Annotated in this window: 15 protein-coding genes and 1 pseudogene; 11 read left to right on the forward strand and 5 right to left on the reverse strand. The window is 73.1% G+C overall.

The window, feature by feature from the left end; translation table 11 throughout:
• The first annotated feature begins 138 nt into the window (after positions 1 to 138).
• The 3 genes from QCZ28_RS19195 to QCZ28_RS19205 all read left to right on the forward strand — a co-directional run bounded on the left by QCZ28_RS19195 (position 139) and on the right by QCZ28_RS19205 (position 4,628).
• A complete protein-coding gene (locus QCZ28_RS19195; RefSeq protein WP_279517952.1) occupies positions 139 to 2,022 on the forward strand; it encodes an ABC transporter ATP-binding protein in 1,884 nt (627 codons plus the stop codon).
• Complete coding sequence (locus QCZ28_RS19200) at positions 2,019 to 3,794, forward strand: ABC transporter ATP-binding protein (protein WP_279517953.1); 1,776 nt, start codon at positions 2,019 to 2,021, stop codon at positions 3,792 to 3,794. The genes QCZ28_RS19195 and QCZ28_RS19200 overlap by 4 nt, the downstream gene beginning before the upstream one ends.
• 84 nt (positions 3,795 to 3,878) lie before the next feature.
• Complete coding sequence (locus tag QCZ28_RS19205) at positions 3,879 to 4,628, forward strand: DUF2470 domain-containing protein (RefSeq protein WP_279517954.1); 750 nt, start codon at positions 3,879 to 3,881, stop codon at positions 4,626 to 4,628.
• 116 nt (positions 4,629 to 4,744) lie between these two features.
• On the opposite strand, the gene QCZ28_RS19210 is transcribed toward QCZ28_RS19205, so the two are convergent.
• From QCZ28_RS19210 to QCZ28_RS19220, 3 genes are all read right to left on the reverse strand, one after another.
• A complete protein-coding gene (locus QCZ28_RS19210) occupies positions 4,745 to 5,341 on the reverse strand; it encodes a TetR family transcriptional regulator (protein WP_030334442.1) in 597 nt (198 codons plus the stop codon).
• 95 nt (positions 5,342 to 5,436) lie between these two features.
• A complete protein-coding gene (locus QCZ28_RS19215) occupies positions 5,437 to 6,192 on the reverse strand; it encodes an ABC transporter permease (protein ID WP_279517955.1) in 756 nt (251 codons plus the stop codon).
• A complete protein-coding gene (locus QCZ28_RS19220) occupies positions 6,189 to 6,944 on the reverse strand; it encodes an ABC transporter ATP-binding protein (RefSeq protein WP_279517956.1) in 756 nt (251 codons plus the stop codon). Before QCZ28_RS19220 ends, QCZ28_RS19215 begins: the two co-directional genes overlap by 4 nt.
• Before the next feature lie 598 nt (positions 6,945 to 7,542).
• Between QCZ28_RS19220 and QCZ28_RS19225 the strand changes: the two are divergent.
• The 4 genes and pseudogenes from QCZ28_RS19225 to QCZ28_RS19240 all read left to right on the forward strand — a co-directional run.
• A pseudogene (locus QCZ28_RS19225) lies at positions 7,543 to 7,827 on the forward strand (phosphoribosyl-AMP cyclohydrolase); the annotation flags it as partial.
• 225 nt (positions 7,828 to 8,052) lie between these two features.
• Positions 8,053 to 8,487, forward strand: a complete 435-nt coding sequence (hisI, locus tag QCZ28_RS19230) for a phosphoribosyl-AMP cyclohydrolase (RefSeq protein WP_279518081.1) — start codon at positions 8,053 to 8,055, stop codon at positions 8,485 to 8,487.
• Entirely contained in the window at positions 8,484 to 10,037 is a 1,554-nt protein-coding gene (locus tag QCZ28_RS19235) for an anthranilate synthase component I (protein ID WP_279517957.1), read from the forward strand. The genes hisI and QCZ28_RS19235 overlap by 4 nt, the downstream gene beginning before the upstream one ends.
• Positions 10,038 to 10,151: 114 nt before the next feature.
• Positions 10,152 to 10,739, forward strand: coding sequence for a Trp biosynthesis-associated membrane protein (locus QCZ28_RS19240; protein ID WP_279517958.1), 588 nt, complete (start codon positions 10,152 to 10,154; stop codon positions 10,737 to 10,739).
• A gap of 27 nt (positions 10,740 to 10,766) precedes the next feature.
• On the opposite strand, the gene QCZ28_RS19245 is transcribed toward QCZ28_RS19240, so the two are convergent.
• A complete protein-coding gene (locus tag QCZ28_RS19245) occupies positions 10,767 to 11,036 on the reverse strand; it encodes a hypothetical protein (RefSeq protein ID WP_279517959.1) in 270 nt (89 codons plus the stop codon).
• A 485-nt stretch (positions 11,037 to 11,521) separates the two neighbouring features.
• On the opposite strand from QCZ28_RS19245, the gene trpC reads away from it, so the two are divergent.
• Genes trpC through trpA form a run of 3 tightly spaced genes read left to right on the forward strand, consistent with a single transcriptional unit; the run spans position 11,522 to position 14,407 of the window.
• The gene (gene trpC, locus QCZ28_RS19250; RefSeq protein WP_030334428.1) at positions 11,522 to 12,325 is read left to right on the forward strand and encodes an indole-3-glycerol phosphate synthase TrpC; all 804 of its coding nucleotides are present in this window, start codon (positions 11,522 to 11,524) and stop codon (positions 12,323 to 12,325) included.
• 38 nt (positions 12,326 to 12,363) lie between these two features.
• Positions 12,364 to 13,602: a tryptophan synthase subunit beta gene (trpB, locus tag QCZ28_RS19255; RefSeq protein ID WP_279517960.1), complete on the forward strand. Its 1,239-nt coding sequence runs from the start codon at positions 12,364 to 12,366 to the stop codon at positions 13,600 to 13,602.
• A gap of 1 nt (position 13,603) precedes the next feature.
• Complete coding sequence (gene trpA, locus QCZ28_RS19260; protein WP_279517961.1) at positions 13,604 to 14,407, forward strand: tryptophan synthase subunit alpha; 804 nt, start codon at positions 13,604 to 13,606, stop codon at positions 14,405 to 14,407.
• Between the two features lie 183 nt (positions 14,408 to 14,590).
• Here trpA and QCZ28_RS19265 read toward each other — a convergent pair whose 3' ends face one another.
• Positions 14,591 to 15,265 (reverse strand): NUDIX hydrolase, encoded by a 675-nt coding sequence (locus QCZ28_RS19265; protein ID WP_279517962.1) that lies wholly within the window; start codon positions 15,263 to 15,265, stop codon positions 14,591 to 14,593.
• Positions 15,266 to 15,367: 102 nt separating this feature from the next.
• Between QCZ28_RS19265 and lgt the strand changes: the two genes are divergently transcribed.
• Entirely contained in the window at positions 15,368 to 16,546 is a 1,179-nt protein-coding gene (gene lgt, locus QCZ28_RS19270) for a prolipoprotein diacylglyceryl transferase (RefSeq protein ID WP_279517963.1), read from the forward strand.
• The last annotated feature ends 8 nt before the right edge of the window (positions 16,547 to 16,554 follow it).

Here is a 16,554-nt window from a genome sequence, read left to right on the forward strand (position 1 = left end):
CCCCCCCCCACCACCGGTCGCCGCCCGCGGACACCGCCGTCCGGTACGTGACGGTCGACATATCCGGTCGGGGTCGGCGGTGCTGGCTCCGACCGGTAAGGATGAGGTAGATAATTGCGGCTTACGGCGGGGGAGAGCGTGGCGAGCAAGACAAGTCGGGACGTTCTCGGTCGAGGGCTGGGGGTCCTGCGACAGGCGATCCGTGAACAGCCGCGGATCTTCGCGGTGGCGGTCGTCGGCAGCGTGCTCTTCGGCGCGATGATCATCGTCAGCGCCCGGGTCGTCGGGTCGGTCGTCGGTGAGGTGGCGCTTCCGGCCATCGAACGCGGCGAGGTGGGCGCCGGCACCCTGGCGCTGGCCGCGGCGGCGTTGTTCGGGATCAGCGTGCTGCGGGTGGCGGGCATCTTCGGCCGTCGGCTCGGCGCCGGCTACATGCAGTACCGCCTCCAGGCGTCCTACCGTCGCCGGGTCACCCGTCGGTACCTGGAACTGCCGCTGTCCTGGCACCACCGCAACTCCACCGGCACCCTGCTGTCCAATGCCAACTCCGACGTGGAGGCGGCCTGGTACCCGATCGCGCCGCTGCCGTTCGCCGTCGGCACGTTGGCGATGCTTGTCGGCGCGATCGTGTCGCTCTTCGCCACCGACTGGGCGCTCGCCCTGGTCGGCCTCGCCGTCTTCCCCGCGCTGTTCGCGCTCAACGTCGTCTACTCCCGCCGCATGGCCCCCCGGCAGGCCCGGGCGCAGCGCCTGCGCGCCGAGGTCAGCGGGATCGCCCACGAGAGCTTCGACGGCGCGCTGGTGGTCAAGACGATGGGCCGCGAGGCCCAGGAGACCGCCCGGTTCGCGGACCGCGCCGGTGAGCTGCGCGACTCGCTGATCGCTGTCGGACGGCTGCGCGGCATCTTCGACCCACTGCTGGAGACGCTGCCCAGCCTCGGCACCCTCGCCGTCCTGGTGGTCGGGGCGTTCCGGCTGCGCCAGGGCGCGATCAGCGTGACCGAGCTGGTCAGCGTGGCCTTCCTCTTCACCGTGCTGGCGTTTCCGGTGCGGGCCATCGGTTGGGTGCTGGCCGAGCTGCCGCGCAGCGTCGCCGGCTGGGACCGGGTCCGCCGCGTGCTCGACGCCACCGGCGAGATGCCGTACGGGCAGCGGGTGCTCGACCCGGCCGAGACCGCACCGGCCACCCTCACCTTCCACGACGTGCACTACTCCTACCCGCCCGCCGAAGCGCACCCGCCGGGCGCGCAGGTCCTCGGCGAGGTCGGCTTCACGGTGCCGTCCGGTCGGACGGTGGCCCTGGTCGGGCCCACCGGCGCCGGCAAGTCCACCATCGCCTCGCTGGCGGTGCGGCTCGTCGACCCGGACTCCGGCACGGTGAGCCTGGACGGCGTGGACGTGCGCGAGCTGACCTCCGCCTCGCTGGCCGGCACGGTGGCCCTGGTCGCCCAGGTGCCGTTCATCTTCGACGACACGGTCCGCGCCAACATCGCCCTCGACCGGCCCGGCGTCGACGACGAGGTGGTCTGGGCGGCGCTGCGGCTGGCCGAGGCGGACGGGTTCGTCGCCGCGCTGCCCGACGGTCTGGACACCATGGTCGGCGAGCGGGGCACCTCGCTCTCCGGCGGTCAACGCCAACGGCTCACCCTGGCCCGCGCGCTGGCCGGCCGACCGCGCCTGCTGGTGCTCGACGACGCGACGAGCGCTGTCGATCCTCGAGTGGAGGCGGCCATCCTGGCGGGGCTGCGGTCGTCGACCGCGGCGGCGGGCGTTCCGGCCGCGTCGATCCTGGTGGTGGCGTACCGCCGGGCCACCATCGCGCTCGCCGACGAGGTCATCTACGTGGAGCAGGGACGGGTGATTGCCCGGGGCACCCACAGCGAGTTGTTGGCCACCGTGCCCGGGTACGTCGACCTGGTCACCGCCTACGAGCAGGCCGAGGTCGAGCGCGCGCAGGAGAGTTCGTACGACGACGAGGTGGCGCCGCTGCCGTCGGGCCTGGAAATCGAGGTGGACCGGTGAACAGTGACTCGCGGGAAGCGCGGGAGGAGACGACCTGGCAGACCCTGCGTCGGGGCCTGGCGCTCTCGCCGGAGCTACGGATCGGTCTGGCCGGCACGTTGGGCCTGGCGTTGGTCTACATGGTCGGTCGGGTCGCCGTGCCGGTGGCGGTGCAGCAGGGTATCGACCGGGGCCTGGTCGGTGGTCTGAACCTGACCGTGGTCTGGACGGTGGTGGCGATCACCGCGGCGATCCTGACGATCACCACGATCTGCGGCTACCTGATGATGCGCCGGCTGTTCACGGTCAGCGAGACGGCGCTGGCCAATGTCCGGACGCGGGCGTTCCGGCACGTGCACGACCTGTCGATGTTGCACCAGCAGTCGGAGCGGCGGGGTTCGTTGGTCTCTCGGGTGACCAGCGACGTCGACCAGATCACCCAGTTCCTCCAGTGGGGCGGGGTGATCCTGCTGGTCAACCTGGGTCAGCTGGTGGTCACCACCGCCGTCATGCTGGCGTACTCCTGGCAGTTGACACTGGTGGTGCTGGCCGCGTTCCTGCCGGCGGTGTTCGTCATCCGGCAGTTGCAACGCCGCCTCGGCTCGGCGTACGCGACGGTGCGCCAGCGCACCGGGACGCTGCTCGGCGCGATCGGTGAGAGCGTGGTGGGCGCGCCGGTGATCCGGGCGTACGGGATCGCCGGGCGTACGGAGCGGCGGCTGGACGAGGCGATCGACAGGCAGCGTCTGGCGCAGCAGCGGGCGATCCGGATCAGCATCGTGGGCAGTTCGGTCGGGGAGTTGGCGGCGGGGCTGGCGCTGGCCGGCGTGGTGGTGCTGGGTGTGCTGTTGGGGGTGGACGGCACGCTGTCGATCGGCCAGCTGACCGCGTTCCTCTTCCTGGTGACGCTCTTCATCCAGCCGGTGCAGATCGCCACCGAGGTGCTCAACGAGGCGCAGAACGCGATTGCCGGCTGGCGTCGGGTGTTGGACGTGCTGGACGTCGCCCCGGATGTGGCCGACCCGGGGGAGCAGGGGCGGGAGTTGCCGGGCGGGCCACTGGACATCCGGTTCGCCGGGGTGCGGTTCGCCTATCCGGGTGGGCCGCCGGTGCTACACGACATCGAGTTGGAGATCGCGGCGAAGAGTCGGGTGGCGGTGGTCGGTGAGACCGGCAGCGGCAAGACCACGTTCGCCAAGTTGCTGACCCGGCTGATGGACCCGTCGGCCGGGGCGGTGCTGCTGTCCGGGGTGCCGTTGACGGATGTCCGGTTCGATTCGCTGCGCTCGCGCGTGGTGATGGTGCCGCAGGACGGGTTCCTGTTCGACGCGACAGTGGGGGACAATGTCCGTTTTGCTCGTCCGGAGTTGACCGACGAGCAGTTGAGCACCGCTTTCACCGAGCTGGGTCTGTCGGACTGGCTGGAGGGTCTGCCGGCGGGCCTGGACACTCCCGTCGGGGAGCGCGGCGAGGCGCTCAGCGTCGGCGAGCGTCAGCTTGTCGCGTTGGCCCGCGCGTACGTGGCCGACCCGGATCTGCTCGTGCTCGACGAGGCGACCAGCGCGGTGGACCCGGCGACGGAGGTGCGGTTGCAGCGCACGCTGGACGCGGTCACCCGGGGCCGGACCACCCTCGCGATCGCGCACCGGCTCTCCACGGCGCAGGCCGCCGACGAGGTGATCGTGGTGGACCGGGGTCGGGTGGTGCAGCGCGGCCCGCACGACGAGCTGGTTCGCGACGCCGACTCGGTGTACGGGCTGCTCTACGCCTCCTGGCTGGAGCAGACCCGGTGAGGTGCGGCGGTGTGGTGGACGCCGACGGTCGGGTGCTCTAGGCTCCGGGTTAGGTAAGCCTAACCTTCTAAGGAGGTCGCGCCCATGCGGCCCAACTCCGCCGAGATCGTCCGTACCCTCGTCGCCGGCCGCCTGCCCGGTCTGGTGCACCTGGCCCACCGGCCGGGCCCGCACCACGCCCGGCACGTCACCGACGCCGACGGGCGGGTGCTGTTGCTGGTGCCGGTGGCCAGCCACCTGGCCGCCGCCCTGCAACCGGCGCCCGGCAGCGGTGACGTCGCGGTGGTGCTCGACGTGCTCGACCTGCCGCCCGCCGCCGGTGCGCCCGGCCTGGGTCGGGCCTGGGTGTCCGGCTGGGCGGCCGAGCTGCGCGGCGACGAAGCCCGCCAGGGCGCTGTCGACTTCGCCGCGGTCGAGCCGACCGGGGACCTGCTCGACCTGGGCACCCGGTTCCGGTTGTTCCGCTTCGAGGTGGTCGAGGTCCGCTGGGAGCGGGCCGGCGTCGTGCACCGGATCGACCCGGTGGCGTACGCCGAGGCCGAGCCGGACCCGGTGCACCCGGTCGAGGCCCGCCTGCTCGCCGACCTCGCCGAGTGCCACGGCGCCCAGGTGACCGAGTACCTGTGCCAGCAGCTCGGGTTGACCGGGCAGACCCCGGACGGGCCTCCCCGGGTGGTGCGCATCGACCGCTACGGGCTGCTGGTCGCCCTCGGTCGACCCGGTGCCCGACGTCGGGTCCGGTTGGCCTTCCCGGGCCCGCTGGCCGACCCGGCCGAGCTGCCCCGTCTGCTGCCGCCGCTGCGACTCACGGCCGACGCCCGCCCACCGCGCTGAGCTGACCGGGCCGCCACGCCTTTTTCGTCGATTTTGCACTTCCGGCCGTCGATACGCGTCATTCGTCCCTTTGGTCGGGACAGAAAGTGCAAGATCGACGCAGGGGTGGGATGGGGTCAGGTCGGCAGCGGGCCGGTTAGGTAGCGCTGGATCGTGGGACCGACCATGACCGCCAGGGTTTCCGGGTCGGCCGAGGCGACCGGCTCGAGGCGTACCACGTGCCGCATCATGGCCAGGCCGATCATCTGGCTGGCCACCAGGGAGCCCCGCAGCGGCAGCTCGGCCGGATCGACGTCGAGGTTTTCGAGCACCCGGCGCAGCACCTGGGTGGTGACGAACTCCCGCAGCAGTCGAGCCGTCCACTCGTTGCTCACCGCGGAGCGCAGCAGTGCCTGCGCGGCGCTGCCGGCCGGGGAGTCCCAGACGCCGAGGAAGGTGCGCACCATCCGCTCGCCGACGGCGTCCCGGTCACCGGCGAGCACCTTCGGCACCAGCTGACCGGGGTCGACCGGAAAGTTCATCGCGGCCAGGAAGAGCTGGTCCTTGCTGCCGAAGTAGTGGTGCACCAGCGCAGGATCGACCTCCGCCGTGCCGGCGATGGCCCGGATCGAGGCGGCGTCGAAGCCCCGTTCGGCGAACGCCGCCCGCGCCGCGTCGAGGATCGCCTCCCGGGTGCCCGGTTTGCCGGGTCGCCGGCCGGTTCGCCGCGTCATCGCCGCCCTTCGTTCGTCCGCCTGGGCCCGTGGTGGGCCGGCCCGCTCAACGCCGGGTCAGCCGCCGTGCCGGCCGCCGCCCCCGGCGTCGGCGGTCAGCCGCTGCGTCGGCGCAGGGTCGCCGCCGCGAGCACCAGCGCCAGCACCACCGCGCCGAGCACCACCGCGACATCCCGCCACATCCGGCCGGTCGGTTCGGCGTGGGCACCGACCTCCTGCAAAGCCTCGATGGCGTACGACAGGGGGAAGGCGTCACTGAGCGCCTGGAGCCAGCCGGCCATCTGGTCGCGGGCCACGAACAGCCCGCAGAGCAGCAGTTGGGGGATCACCACGACCGGCAGGAACTGTACTGCCTGGAACTCGGTGCGCGCGAAGGCACTGCACAGCAACCCGAGGGCGACGCCGAGCACCGCGTCGAGCACGGCGATCCCGATCACCAGCCCGATGCTGCCGGCGGTCTCCAGACCGAAGATCCAGTACGCCACGGCGGCGGCGACGGCGGCCTGCACGGCGGCGGCCAGCCCGAACGCGATGCCGTACCCGAAGAGGAGGTCGAGCTTGCCCAGCGGGGTGGTGAGCAGCCGCTCCAACGTGCCCGAGGTGCGTTCGCGCAGCATGGCGATGCTGGTCACCAGAAACATGATCACGAAGGGGAAGATGCCGAGCATCACCAGCGCGATCCGGTCGAAGGTGCTCGGCTGGCCGGGCGGGGTCGGCTGGTCGGCGTACATGAAGTAGACCAGGGTGAGCAGGACGGCCGGCACCACCACGAGCAGCGCGATGGTCCGCCGGTCGTGCCGGAGCTGACGCAGGATGCGGCCGGTGGTGGCGGCGAGGATTCGCGAGCTCATGCTGTCTCCCGTGTGGCGGTCGCGTCGGCGCTGGTGGAGGCGGCCTCGCCGGCCCGGATGAGCCGCAGGAACGCCTCGTCGAGGTCGTCCACACCGGCGGCGGCGCGGATCGCGGCCGGGCTGTCGTCGGCGATCAACCGCCCCTGACGGATCAGCAGCAGGCGGTCGCACCGGGCCGCCTCGTCCATCACGTGGCTGGACACCAGCAGGGTCGTGCCGGCGGCGGCCATCGCGTGGAACCGGGCCCACAGGTCGGCGCGCAGCACCGGGTCCTGACCGACGGTCGGCTCGTCGAGGATGACCAGCTCCGGCTCCCCGACCAGGGCGCACGCCAACGAGGCTCGGCTGCGTTGACCGCCGGAGAGGGTGCCGACCAGCTGACCGGCCGCCTCGGCCAGCCCGACATCGCTGATCGCCCGATCGGCCTCGGCGCGCCCACGCCCGTACAGGGTCGCGAAGTAGCGGGCGTTCTCCCGGACGGTCAGGTCGGCGTAGACGCTCGGCGCCTGGGTCAGGTAGCCCACCCGGTGCCGCAGCGCGGGGGTGCCTGCCGGTTGGCCGAGCACGGTGACCGTCCCGCCGGCGACCACCTGCACCCCGACCACCGCGCGCATGAAGGTGGTCTTGCCGCTGCCACTGGGGCCGAGCAGCCCGGTGACCGCGCCGCGCGGCACCCGGCAGCTGATGCCGTCCAGCACCCGCCGCCCACCCCGGTCGACGACCAGGTCCCGGACGGCTATCGCATCGTCCATCGCACACCTCCGCAGAAACTCATCACCTGTTGAAATCAACGCTAGATGAAATACCGTCCCGCACGCAACGGCCCGCCATCGGCGACTGGACGCCCGCCGTTGCGCCCAGTGCGAGAACGGGCAGTAAGCTCCGGACCGGACACGAAGTCCGCCAACGGGCATTGCGTACCGATCGGACGTGCGGCACGATGGCGCCGTGGGTCACGCTCCGTTACCGGATAGCGGTTTTCTTGAGGACTGGGCCGCGCGGTTGCGGCAGGCCGCCGAGCGGCCGGTCGTCGGCATCCTGTTGCGCGGCAGCCACGCCCGCCGCGCCGCCACCGCGCACAGCGACGTCGACCTCGACGTGTTGGTCGGCGGCGCCCCGTACGCGGCCAGCCGGGCCTACCTGGCCGAGTCCGCAGGCCAGCTCACCCACGTCTCGGTGGCCGCCCGTGACGTCCGGTCCTGGGTGGACCACCTCGGCGAACCGGCCGACTGGGCGTTCGGGCTACCGGTCACCGCGCCGGCGCGGCTGCTCTGGGCCGACCCGCACTGGCGACCCCGGATCGACCTGCCGGTGCTGTGCCAGCCCGCCGAGCCGCCCCGGCTGGAAGAGATGATCGCCACGCTGGGTAAGGCCGCCGCCGCCCGCGCGGCCAACGACCGCCTCGGGGTCCGGCTCGCCGTCGCCGACCTGGCGCGGCTCTGCCCCTCGGTGCTCCGCCCGGCCAACCCGTCCGTGCGGGTCCACTCCCGCCGGGCGGCCTTCGCGGCGGCCCTGGAACTGCCGGTGACCCCACCGGGCTACCGGTCGGACATGCTGCTCTGCCTCGGGCTGCGCCCGGGCGCCACCGGGCAGCTCTGGGCCGCCGCCGTCCGGCTGGTCGCCGGCACCCTGCCGCTGATCCGGCCGTACGCCGAGGAGATCGCCGACACGGCCGGCGCGGACCTGGCCGCCGCCCTGGTCGACGGCCGGTTGGACCGCTACGTCGCCCAGTTGGCGCGGCCGGCGGGGCCCGCGCCGCAGCCCCCGTCGCCGCCGCAGACCCGGCCCCCGGGGCCCTCGCCGCAGCCCTGGCGGGAGCGGTCGGCGGTGCCCGCGCCGCGTGCGGGAGAATTGCTCACTGTGCCCGTACCTGACCCGCCGGTGACCGGCGTACCCAGCGAACCGAACGAGCTGGCCGCGCCCGCGCCGGCGCGCCCCTCCCGGCTCGATCCGGCCATCGCGGCCCAGCTGCGCCGCACCGCCGACGGTCTGGTCGCCGCCGTGGTGCGCGCGCACGACTCCGGTGAGGTGCTGATGGTCGCCTGGATGGACGACGAGGCGTTGCACCGCACCCTCACCACCGGCCGGGCCACCTACTGGTCGCGCAGCCGACGCGAATACTGGGTCAAGGGCGCCACCTCCGGGCACCACCAGTACGTGCGGTCGGTCGCCCTGGACTGCGACGGGGACGCGCTGCTGGTGAGCGTGGACCAGGTCGGCGCAGCCTGCCACACCGGCCACCGGACCTGCTTCTTCACCGAGCTGCCCGTCACCGGGACGGAGGCGCACTCATGACCGACGGCTCGCTCAGCCCCGACCTGGCCACCTTCACCGCGATGGCCGCCGAGTGGCGGGTGGTGCCGGTGACCCGGCGGCTGCTGGCCGACGCGGAGACCCCGGTCGGCGTCTACCGGAAGCTGGCCGGTGGGCCGGGCACGTTCCTGTTGGAATCGGCTGAGCAGGGCGTCGGCTCGGCCGGGATGGCCTGGTCGCGGTACTCGTTCATCGGGGTGCGCAGCAGCGCCACCCTGATCGAACGCGACGGCGTGGCGACCTGGCTCGGCCAGCCGCCGACCGGGCTGCCCACCGAGGGTGACCCGGTGCGGATGTTGCGGGAGACGGTCGCGGCGCTGGCCGGGCCGGTCGGGGACCCGTCCGACGGTCTGCCGCCGTTGACCGGGGGCATGGTCGGCTACCTCGGCTACGACCTGATCCGGCGGTTCGAGCGGTTGCCCGAGCTGACCGAGGACGACCTGGGCGTCCCGATGTTGGGCATGATGCTCGCCACCGACCTGGTGGTGCTCGACCACTACGACGGCTCGGCGATCCTGGTCGCCAACGCGGTGCTGCCGCCGTTGGACGCGCCGGACCGCGCCCCGCAGGTCGCCGCCGCCTACCACCACGCGGTGGGCCGGCTGGACGCGATGACCACGGCGTTGTCCCGGCCCATCCCGCCGATGATCTCCACCGTCGAGCGTCCGCCGGCCGGAGAGGTGCTCTGCCGTACGCCCGAGGGCGGTTATCCGAAGGCGGTGGAGGCGGCCAAGGAGGCGATCCGGGCCGGTGAGTGCTTCCAGATCGTGCTTTCCCAGCGTTTCGAGCGGACGACCCACGCCGACCCGCTGGACGTCTACCGGGTGCTGCGCACCAGCAACCCCAGCCCGTACATGTACCTGCTGCGCTTCGACGGGTTCGACATCGTCGGCTCGTCACCGGAGGCGCACCTGAAGGTCACCGGCGGCGCGGACGGGCGGCGCCGGGCGTTGCTGCACCCGATCGCCGGCACCCGGCCGCGGGGTGGCACCCCCGCCGCCGACGCGGCGCTCGCCGCCGAGCTGCTCGCGGACCCGAAGGAACGGGCCGAGCACGTGATGCTGGTCGACCTCGGCCGCAACGATCTGGGGCGGGTCTGCCAGCCCGGCAGCGTGGAGGTGCCCGAGTTCGCGACCATCGAGCGGTACAGCCACGTGATGCACATCGTCTCCACCGTCACCGGCACGTTGCGTGACGACCAGAGCGCCTTCGACGCGTTGGCGGCGACCTTTCCGGCCGGCACGCTCTCCGGGGCGCCGAAGGTGCGCGCCATGGAGATCATCGAGGAGTTGGAGCCGGTCCGTCGTGGTACCTACGGCGGCACCGTGGGCTATTTCGGCTTCGGCGGCGACCTGGACATGGCGATCGCCATCCGGACCGCGCTGATCCGCGACGGCCGCGCCTACGTGCAGGCCGGGGCGGGTGTGGTCGCCGACTCGGACCCGGCCGCCGAGGATCAGGAGACGCGGAACAAGGCAGCGGCCGTACTGGCCGCGATCGCGGCCGCCGAGACCCTCCGGCCCGCTCGGTGAGCGCGAGGAGTGTAGCGCAGCGGAGCCCCGCAGTCGCGAACGAAAGGGGGGCTCGGTGAGCGCGAGGAGTGCAGCGCAGCGGAGCCCCGCAGTCGCGAACGAAAGGCAGACTCAGTGAGTGGGGAGCGGGCCGTCGTGGGCCGGCGGGCGTTGACGTACGCGGTGCTGCTCTGCCTGGCCGGCGCGGGCCTGGCGCTGTGGGCGGCGACGCGGAGTTGGTCGGTCGAGTTGTCGGTACGTCCGGCGCCGCTGCCGCCGGTGCGCGACACGCGCAGCGGTGCGGGTCTGCTGCCCTGGCTGCCGGCGTTGGCGCTGGTGACCCTGGCCGGGGGTGGTGCGGTGCTGGCCACCCGGGGCCGCCTGCGGCGGGCGCTGGGTGTACTGCTCGGCGTGCTCGGTCTGGCCGTGGCGGCCGGCGGCGGGTACGGGTTGGTGGCCGACGTGGGCGGCGCGGTGAGCCGGCAGTGGCCGGCGCTCTGCCTGCTCGGCGGTCTGCTGGCCGCGGTGGGCGGCTGGTGGACGGCGTTGCGGGGCGGTGACTGGCCGGCGATGGGCGCCCGGTACGAACGCCCGGCGCGGACCACTGCGCAGACCGTGTCGGCGCCGGGTGACCCGGCCGGGTCGTCGACGCCGTTGGCGGGGCGGCGGACCACCGAGGCGTGGGACGCGCTGGACCGGGGCGAGGATCCGACGGCCGACTGACGCGGTGGGCGCGGCAGTCGGCGGCCGTCAGCCGACCGGCTGGCGCTCCCACTCGGCGCGGCGACTGGTGGCGCGGGCGGCGGTCAGTTCGGCGACCAGGCGGTTGAGTTCCGCGCGTTGGTCGGCGCGGGCCCGGTCGGCGCAGACCGCCTCCCAGGCGTTGCCCCGTGCCGTCCGCATCCGTGCCTCGCCCACCACTGCCCGTTCCACGGTGTGCACGACCCCGACGGCGAGTGACGCGACCGTCCGCGAGATGGTGGTCAGTCCGATGGTCGGGTGCGGTTCGGAAATGTTCATGGTCACCTCGCACGAGGAGTTGTGGCGTCGGGCAGGCGCGCCATCGAGTCTGCCCGAGGACGATGCTGGCCCGTCGACGTTTCGCCGGGGTGACGGCCCGGTCAACTGTCCCGCCTCGGTCGTGACCTGGGACCGGCCGTTCGGCCTTGAGCTTGCTCACAGCATCGATCGACATCGTTGCCGTCGGGCGAGGGACGGCAACTGGTGGCATGATCGATGGATCGGCCCGGTCCGACTGCGGCCGTCCGGCTCCATACCGCGTGACGGTGGTCGATACCGGAGGTGGCGCTGCGTGACAACCCATTCACGGCAGGTCGGCCATTATGCCGCAGCCCTTTTCGTGAGCAGCGCCATACCCCCGGCGTCCGGCGTCGGTCGGCTGCCCCTAGCATCGGCCCATGACGCCCGGAGAGGGGAGTCCGTTCGTGACTGCTGAGCATGCGCACGCGGAGGGGGACGAGGCCGGCCAGGCAGCGTCCGTAAGCGTGCTCGACGAGATTCTGGCCGGCGTGCGTGAAGACGTCGCCCGACGCCAGGAGCAGGTTCCGCTGGAGCGGATCCGTGAACTGGCAGCGGCGGCGCCGCCGCCCATGGACGCGTACGCGGCGCTGCGTAAGCCCGGCGTGGCCGTGATCGCCGAGGTGAAGCGTTCGTCGCCGTCCAAGGGCCGGCTGGCCGAGATCGCCGATCCGGCCGATCTCGCCGTCGACTACGCGGCCGGTGGGGCACGGGCGATCAGCGTGCTGACCGAGGGGCGCTGGTTCGGCGGTTCGTTGGACGACCTGGCGGCGGTCCGTGCCGCGGTCACCGTGCCGGTGCTGCGCAAGGACTTCGTGGTCTCCAGCTATCAGATCCACGAGGCCCGCGCGCACGGCGCCGACCTGGTCCTGCTGATCGTGGCCGCACTCGAACAGAACGTCCTGATGGGTCTGCTGGAGCGGATCGAGTCGCTGGGCATGACCGCTCTGGTCGAGGTGCACGACGAGGAGGAGGCCGACCGCGCGCTGGAGGCCGGCGCGCAGGTGATCGGGGTCAACGCCCGTGACCTGCGTACCCTGGAGGTCGACCGGTCGGTGTTCGAGCGGATCGCGCCCGGTCTGCCCAGCAGCGTCGTCAAGATCGCCGAATCCGGCGTTCGTGGCCCGCACGACCTGATCCGGTACGCCTCCGCGGGCGCCGACGCGGTCCTCGTGGGCGAGGGCCTGGTCACTCAGAAGAGCCCCCGCGAGGCGGTCGCCGAGTTGGTCAACGCCGGCAACCACCCGGCAACGCCCCGGCCGGTGCGCTGACCCCGCGCCGGCCTGACGTACCACCGAGAGGAATCCCGATGAGCGCCGACGCGCTGGCCCCGGTGGCCGGCCCGCAGCCCGACTCCGCCGGTCACTTCGGCCGCTTCGGCGGTCGGTTCGTTCCCGAGGCCCTGGTGGCCGCGTTGGACGAGCTCGACGGGGCGTGGCGTACGGCGATGGGGGACGAGTCCTTCCGGGCCGAGTTCGGCGCGCTGCTGCGCGACTACGCCGGCACACCGTCGCTGCTCTACGAGGCCCGGCGGTTCTCGGCGAAGGTCGGCGCGCGGGTGCTGCTCAAGCGCGAGGACCTCAACCACACGGGCGCGCACAAGGTACGCAACGTGCTCGGCCAGGCGCTGCTCACCAAGCGGATGGGCAAGACCCGGGTGATCGCGGAGACCGGTGCCGGTCAGCACGGTGTCGCCACCGCGACCGCCGCCGCCCTGTTCGACCTCGAGTGCGTGGTCTACATGGGCGAGGTCGACACCGAGCGGCAGGCGCTCAACGTGGCCCGGATGCGGATGCTCGGCGCGACAGTCGTTCCGGTCACCAACGGTTCGCGCACCCTCAAGGACGCGATGAACGAGGCGATGCGCGACTGGGTGGCCAACGTCGACGAGACGCACTACCTGATCGGCACCGCCGCGGGCCCGCACCCGTTCCCGGCGATGGTGCGCGACTTCGTCCGGGGTATCGGTGACGAGGCCCGCCAGCAGTGCCTGGACCTCACCGGTGGGCTGCCGGACGCCGTCACCGCCTGCGTCGGCGGCGGCTCCAACGCGCTCGGCATCTTCCACGCGTTCGTGGGCGATCAGGCCGTGCGGCTGTACGGCTTCGAAGCCGGCGGCGACGGGGTGGCCACCGGCCGGCACGCGGCGAGCATCACCGGCGGGTCCGCCGGGGTGCTGCACGGCACCCGCACCTTCGTGCTGCAGGACGCCGACGGGCAGACCCTGGAGTCGCACTCGATCTCCGCCGGCCTGGACTACCCCGGTGTCGGGCCGGAGCACGCGTGGCTGCACGACACCGGCCGGGCGAGCTACCTGCCGGTCACCGACGACGAGGCGATGGCCGCCTTCGAGCTGCTCTGCCGGACCGAGGGCATCATCCCGGCGATCGAGAGCGCCCACGCGCTCGCCGGCACCGTCGCGCTGGCCCCGAAGCTCGCCGCCGAGCTGGGCCGGGAGCCCACCATCGTGGTCAACCTGTCCGGGCGGGGCGACAAGGACGTGCACACCGCCGGCGACTACTTCGGCATCCTCGACAAGGAGCGGTGAGATGAGCCGGATCGGGGTGGCCTTCGACAAGGCCCGCGCCGACGGACGGGCACTGCTGGTCGGCTGCATGCCGGCCGGGTTCCCGACCGTCGAGGGCAGCATCGCCGCGATGACCGCCATGGTCGAGGCCGGCGTCGACGTCATCGAGGTGGAGATCCCCTACTCCGACCCGGTGATGGACGGTCCGGTGATCCAGCGGGCCAGTGACATCGCGCTGGCCGGGGGCGTCCGCACCGCGGACACGATGCGCATCATCGAGGCGGTGGCGGCGACCGGTGCCCCGGTGGTCACCATGACCTACTGGAACCCGGTCGAGCGGTACGGCGTGGACGTCTTCGCCCGTGACCTGGCCTCGGCCGGCGGCACCGGCCTGATCACCCCGGACCTCATCCCCGACGAGGCCGACGAGTGGCTGGCCGCCTCGGACGCGCACGGGTTGGACCGCACGTTCCTGATCTCGCCGTCGTCCACTGACGCCCGGCTGGCGATGACGGTGCGGCACTGCCGCGGCTTCGTCTACGCGACCGCCGTGATGGGGGTGACCGGTGCGCGGGCGCGTACCTCCGACGCCGCCCCGACGCTGGTGTCGCGGGCCCGCGCGGTGACCGACCTGCCGATCGGTGTCGGCCTTGGTGTGGGCACCGGCGCGCAGGCCGGGACCGTCGCCGGTTACGCCGACGGGGTGATCGTGGGCAGCGCGTTGATCCGGTGCCTGCTCGACGCGCCCACCGAGGCGGACGGGCTGGCCGCCCTGCGTACGCTCAGCGCCGAGTTGGCCGAGGGCGTCCGCAACCCCATCCGCTGACCCCGCCCTCGACGACCCCTCGCCGCTCGCGGCGGCCGTCCGCGCCGCGTAGGGGCATGTTTGCCTGTTGAGCGACATACCTGTGCGTCATATTCATGACGCACAGGTATGTCGCTCATTCGCATGAGGCGGCGGCGAAGGTGTCTGCGGGCACGCGACGAAGCTCGGAACGGTTGCTGCTTGTCAGCGGTGCAGGGTCGGGTTCGCGGCCTCGCCGCGTTGCTCCGGCGGCTGCCCCGCCCCCGGATGCCCGTCCTGGCTGGTGCCGGGCCGATGCCCGTCCTGGCCGGTGCCGGGCGGCTGCGTGTCCTGGCTGGTCCGCGGCGGCTGCGTGTCCTGGTCGGCTGCCGGCTGGCCTTCCCCGGCGGGACGAGCCGCCGGCAGTGACGCGGTGTCGGCGGTGTCGGGTGACCAGGGGACGTCGCGGAGCACCCCGGAGCGGCCGGCGTTCGCGTCGGTGACGGCGGCCCGGGTGAGCGGGGTGACCACCTCCGGCAGCGCGTCGGGGGAGTGCCAGGACAACCGGCAACCCGGCGGCGGGTCGGTCGCGGGTCGGACCCCGGCCGCGCGGGCGCGGAACACGTGCGCGAGGACGTCCGGCAGCGGCCCGGCGCGTCCGGCCGCGGCCTCCCCGGCCGGGCCGGCCAGGTGGTAGACGCCGACCAGGTCGACCAGCTCGATGTCCCAGCCGGTCTCCGCGCGGATGTCCCGGAGGGCGGCCCGCACCGGGCCCTCGGCCGGGCGCAGCCGCCCGCCCGGCAACGCGTAGCGGCGGGTGCCCCGGCCCTGCTGGCAGAGCAGCACCCGACCGATGTCGTCGGTGACGACCGCGGCGACCGTCCAGGTGAGCGCGCTCATGGACAAAGAGCCTACGACGGTGCAAACCAGAAGTCATCGCGACGCGCGCTCCCGCTGCCCGGGGTGCCACTGCCGGGGTGTGCAGCGGTAGCGTGTGCACCCGTGACCCTCGCCTCGCTCTCGCCCCAGGCGGCCCTGCCCAGTCCCAGCACCGCGGTCTGGCAGCTCGGGCCGGTGCCGATCCGGGCCTACGCGCTCTGCATCATCGCCGGCATCGTGCTGGCCTGCTGGGTGACGGAGCGCCGGCTGCGGCAACGCGGCGTCGCGCCCGGCGCGGTGCTCGACATCGCCGTCTGGGCGGTGCCCGCGGGCATCATCGGCGCCCGGATCTACCACGTGATCACCTCACCCGAGAAATACTTCGGCGCCGGTGGGGACCCGATGAAGGCGTTCGCCATCTGGGAGGGCGGTCTCGGCATCTGGGGCGCTGTCGCCGGTGGGGCGGTCGGGGCGTGGATCGCGGCCCGGCAACTCGGCATTCCGTTCAGCGTGGTGGCCGACGCGCTGGCCCCGGGGCTGCCGCTGGCCCAGGCGGTCGGCCGGGTCGGCAACTGGTTCAACAACGAGCTCTTCGGTGCCCGGACCACACTGCCGTGGGGTCTGGAGATCCATCGGATGGACCCGGACAACCCCGGCCACGCGCTGCGTGACGACGCCGGGCAGCCCATCCTCGAACCGGGCCTCTACCAGCCCACCTTCCTCTACGAGGCGCTGTGGAACCTCGGCGTGGTGGCCCTGGTGCTCATCCTCGACCGCCGGCTCAAGCTGGGCCGGGGCCGGGCGTTCGCGCTCTACGTGATGGGTTACACCGTCGGCCGGTTCTGGATCGAGCTGATGCGCACCGACGAGGCCAACCAGATCCTCGGCGTACGCCTCAACGTCTGGACCGCCGCCCTGGTCTTCCTCGGCGCCCTGATCTACTTCGTCCGGGTGCGCGGCCCTCGGGACTACCTGATCCCGCTCGGCGCGGCGACGACGACCCCGCCGCCCACGTCCGACCTGTCCCAGGTCGACCTCTCCGAGCGGGAGACCCCCGCGCGGGCCGCCGCGCCGGAGGGTTACCGGGTGGTGAGCGAGGAGCAGTACGCCGCCTGGCGGGACACCGGCGTCGTACCGCCGACGAGCGCCGACGACGCCCGGCCGGACGACGGCGAGCCGTCCGGCGACACGGTGCCCGCCGACGTCGCGTCGAGCGACGACGAGCCGACGGACGAGCCGTCCGCAGAGCGCACCGAGCGGGCCGACGCCACTGGCGCGCGTCCCGCCGACCGGGACAGCTGAGCGGAGGC

The sequence above is a fragment of the Micromonospora sp. DH14 genome (assembly GCF_029809455.1).
Lineage (GTDB): Bacteria > Actinomycetota > Actinomycetes > Mycobacteriales > Micromonosporaceae > Micromonospora > Micromonospora parva.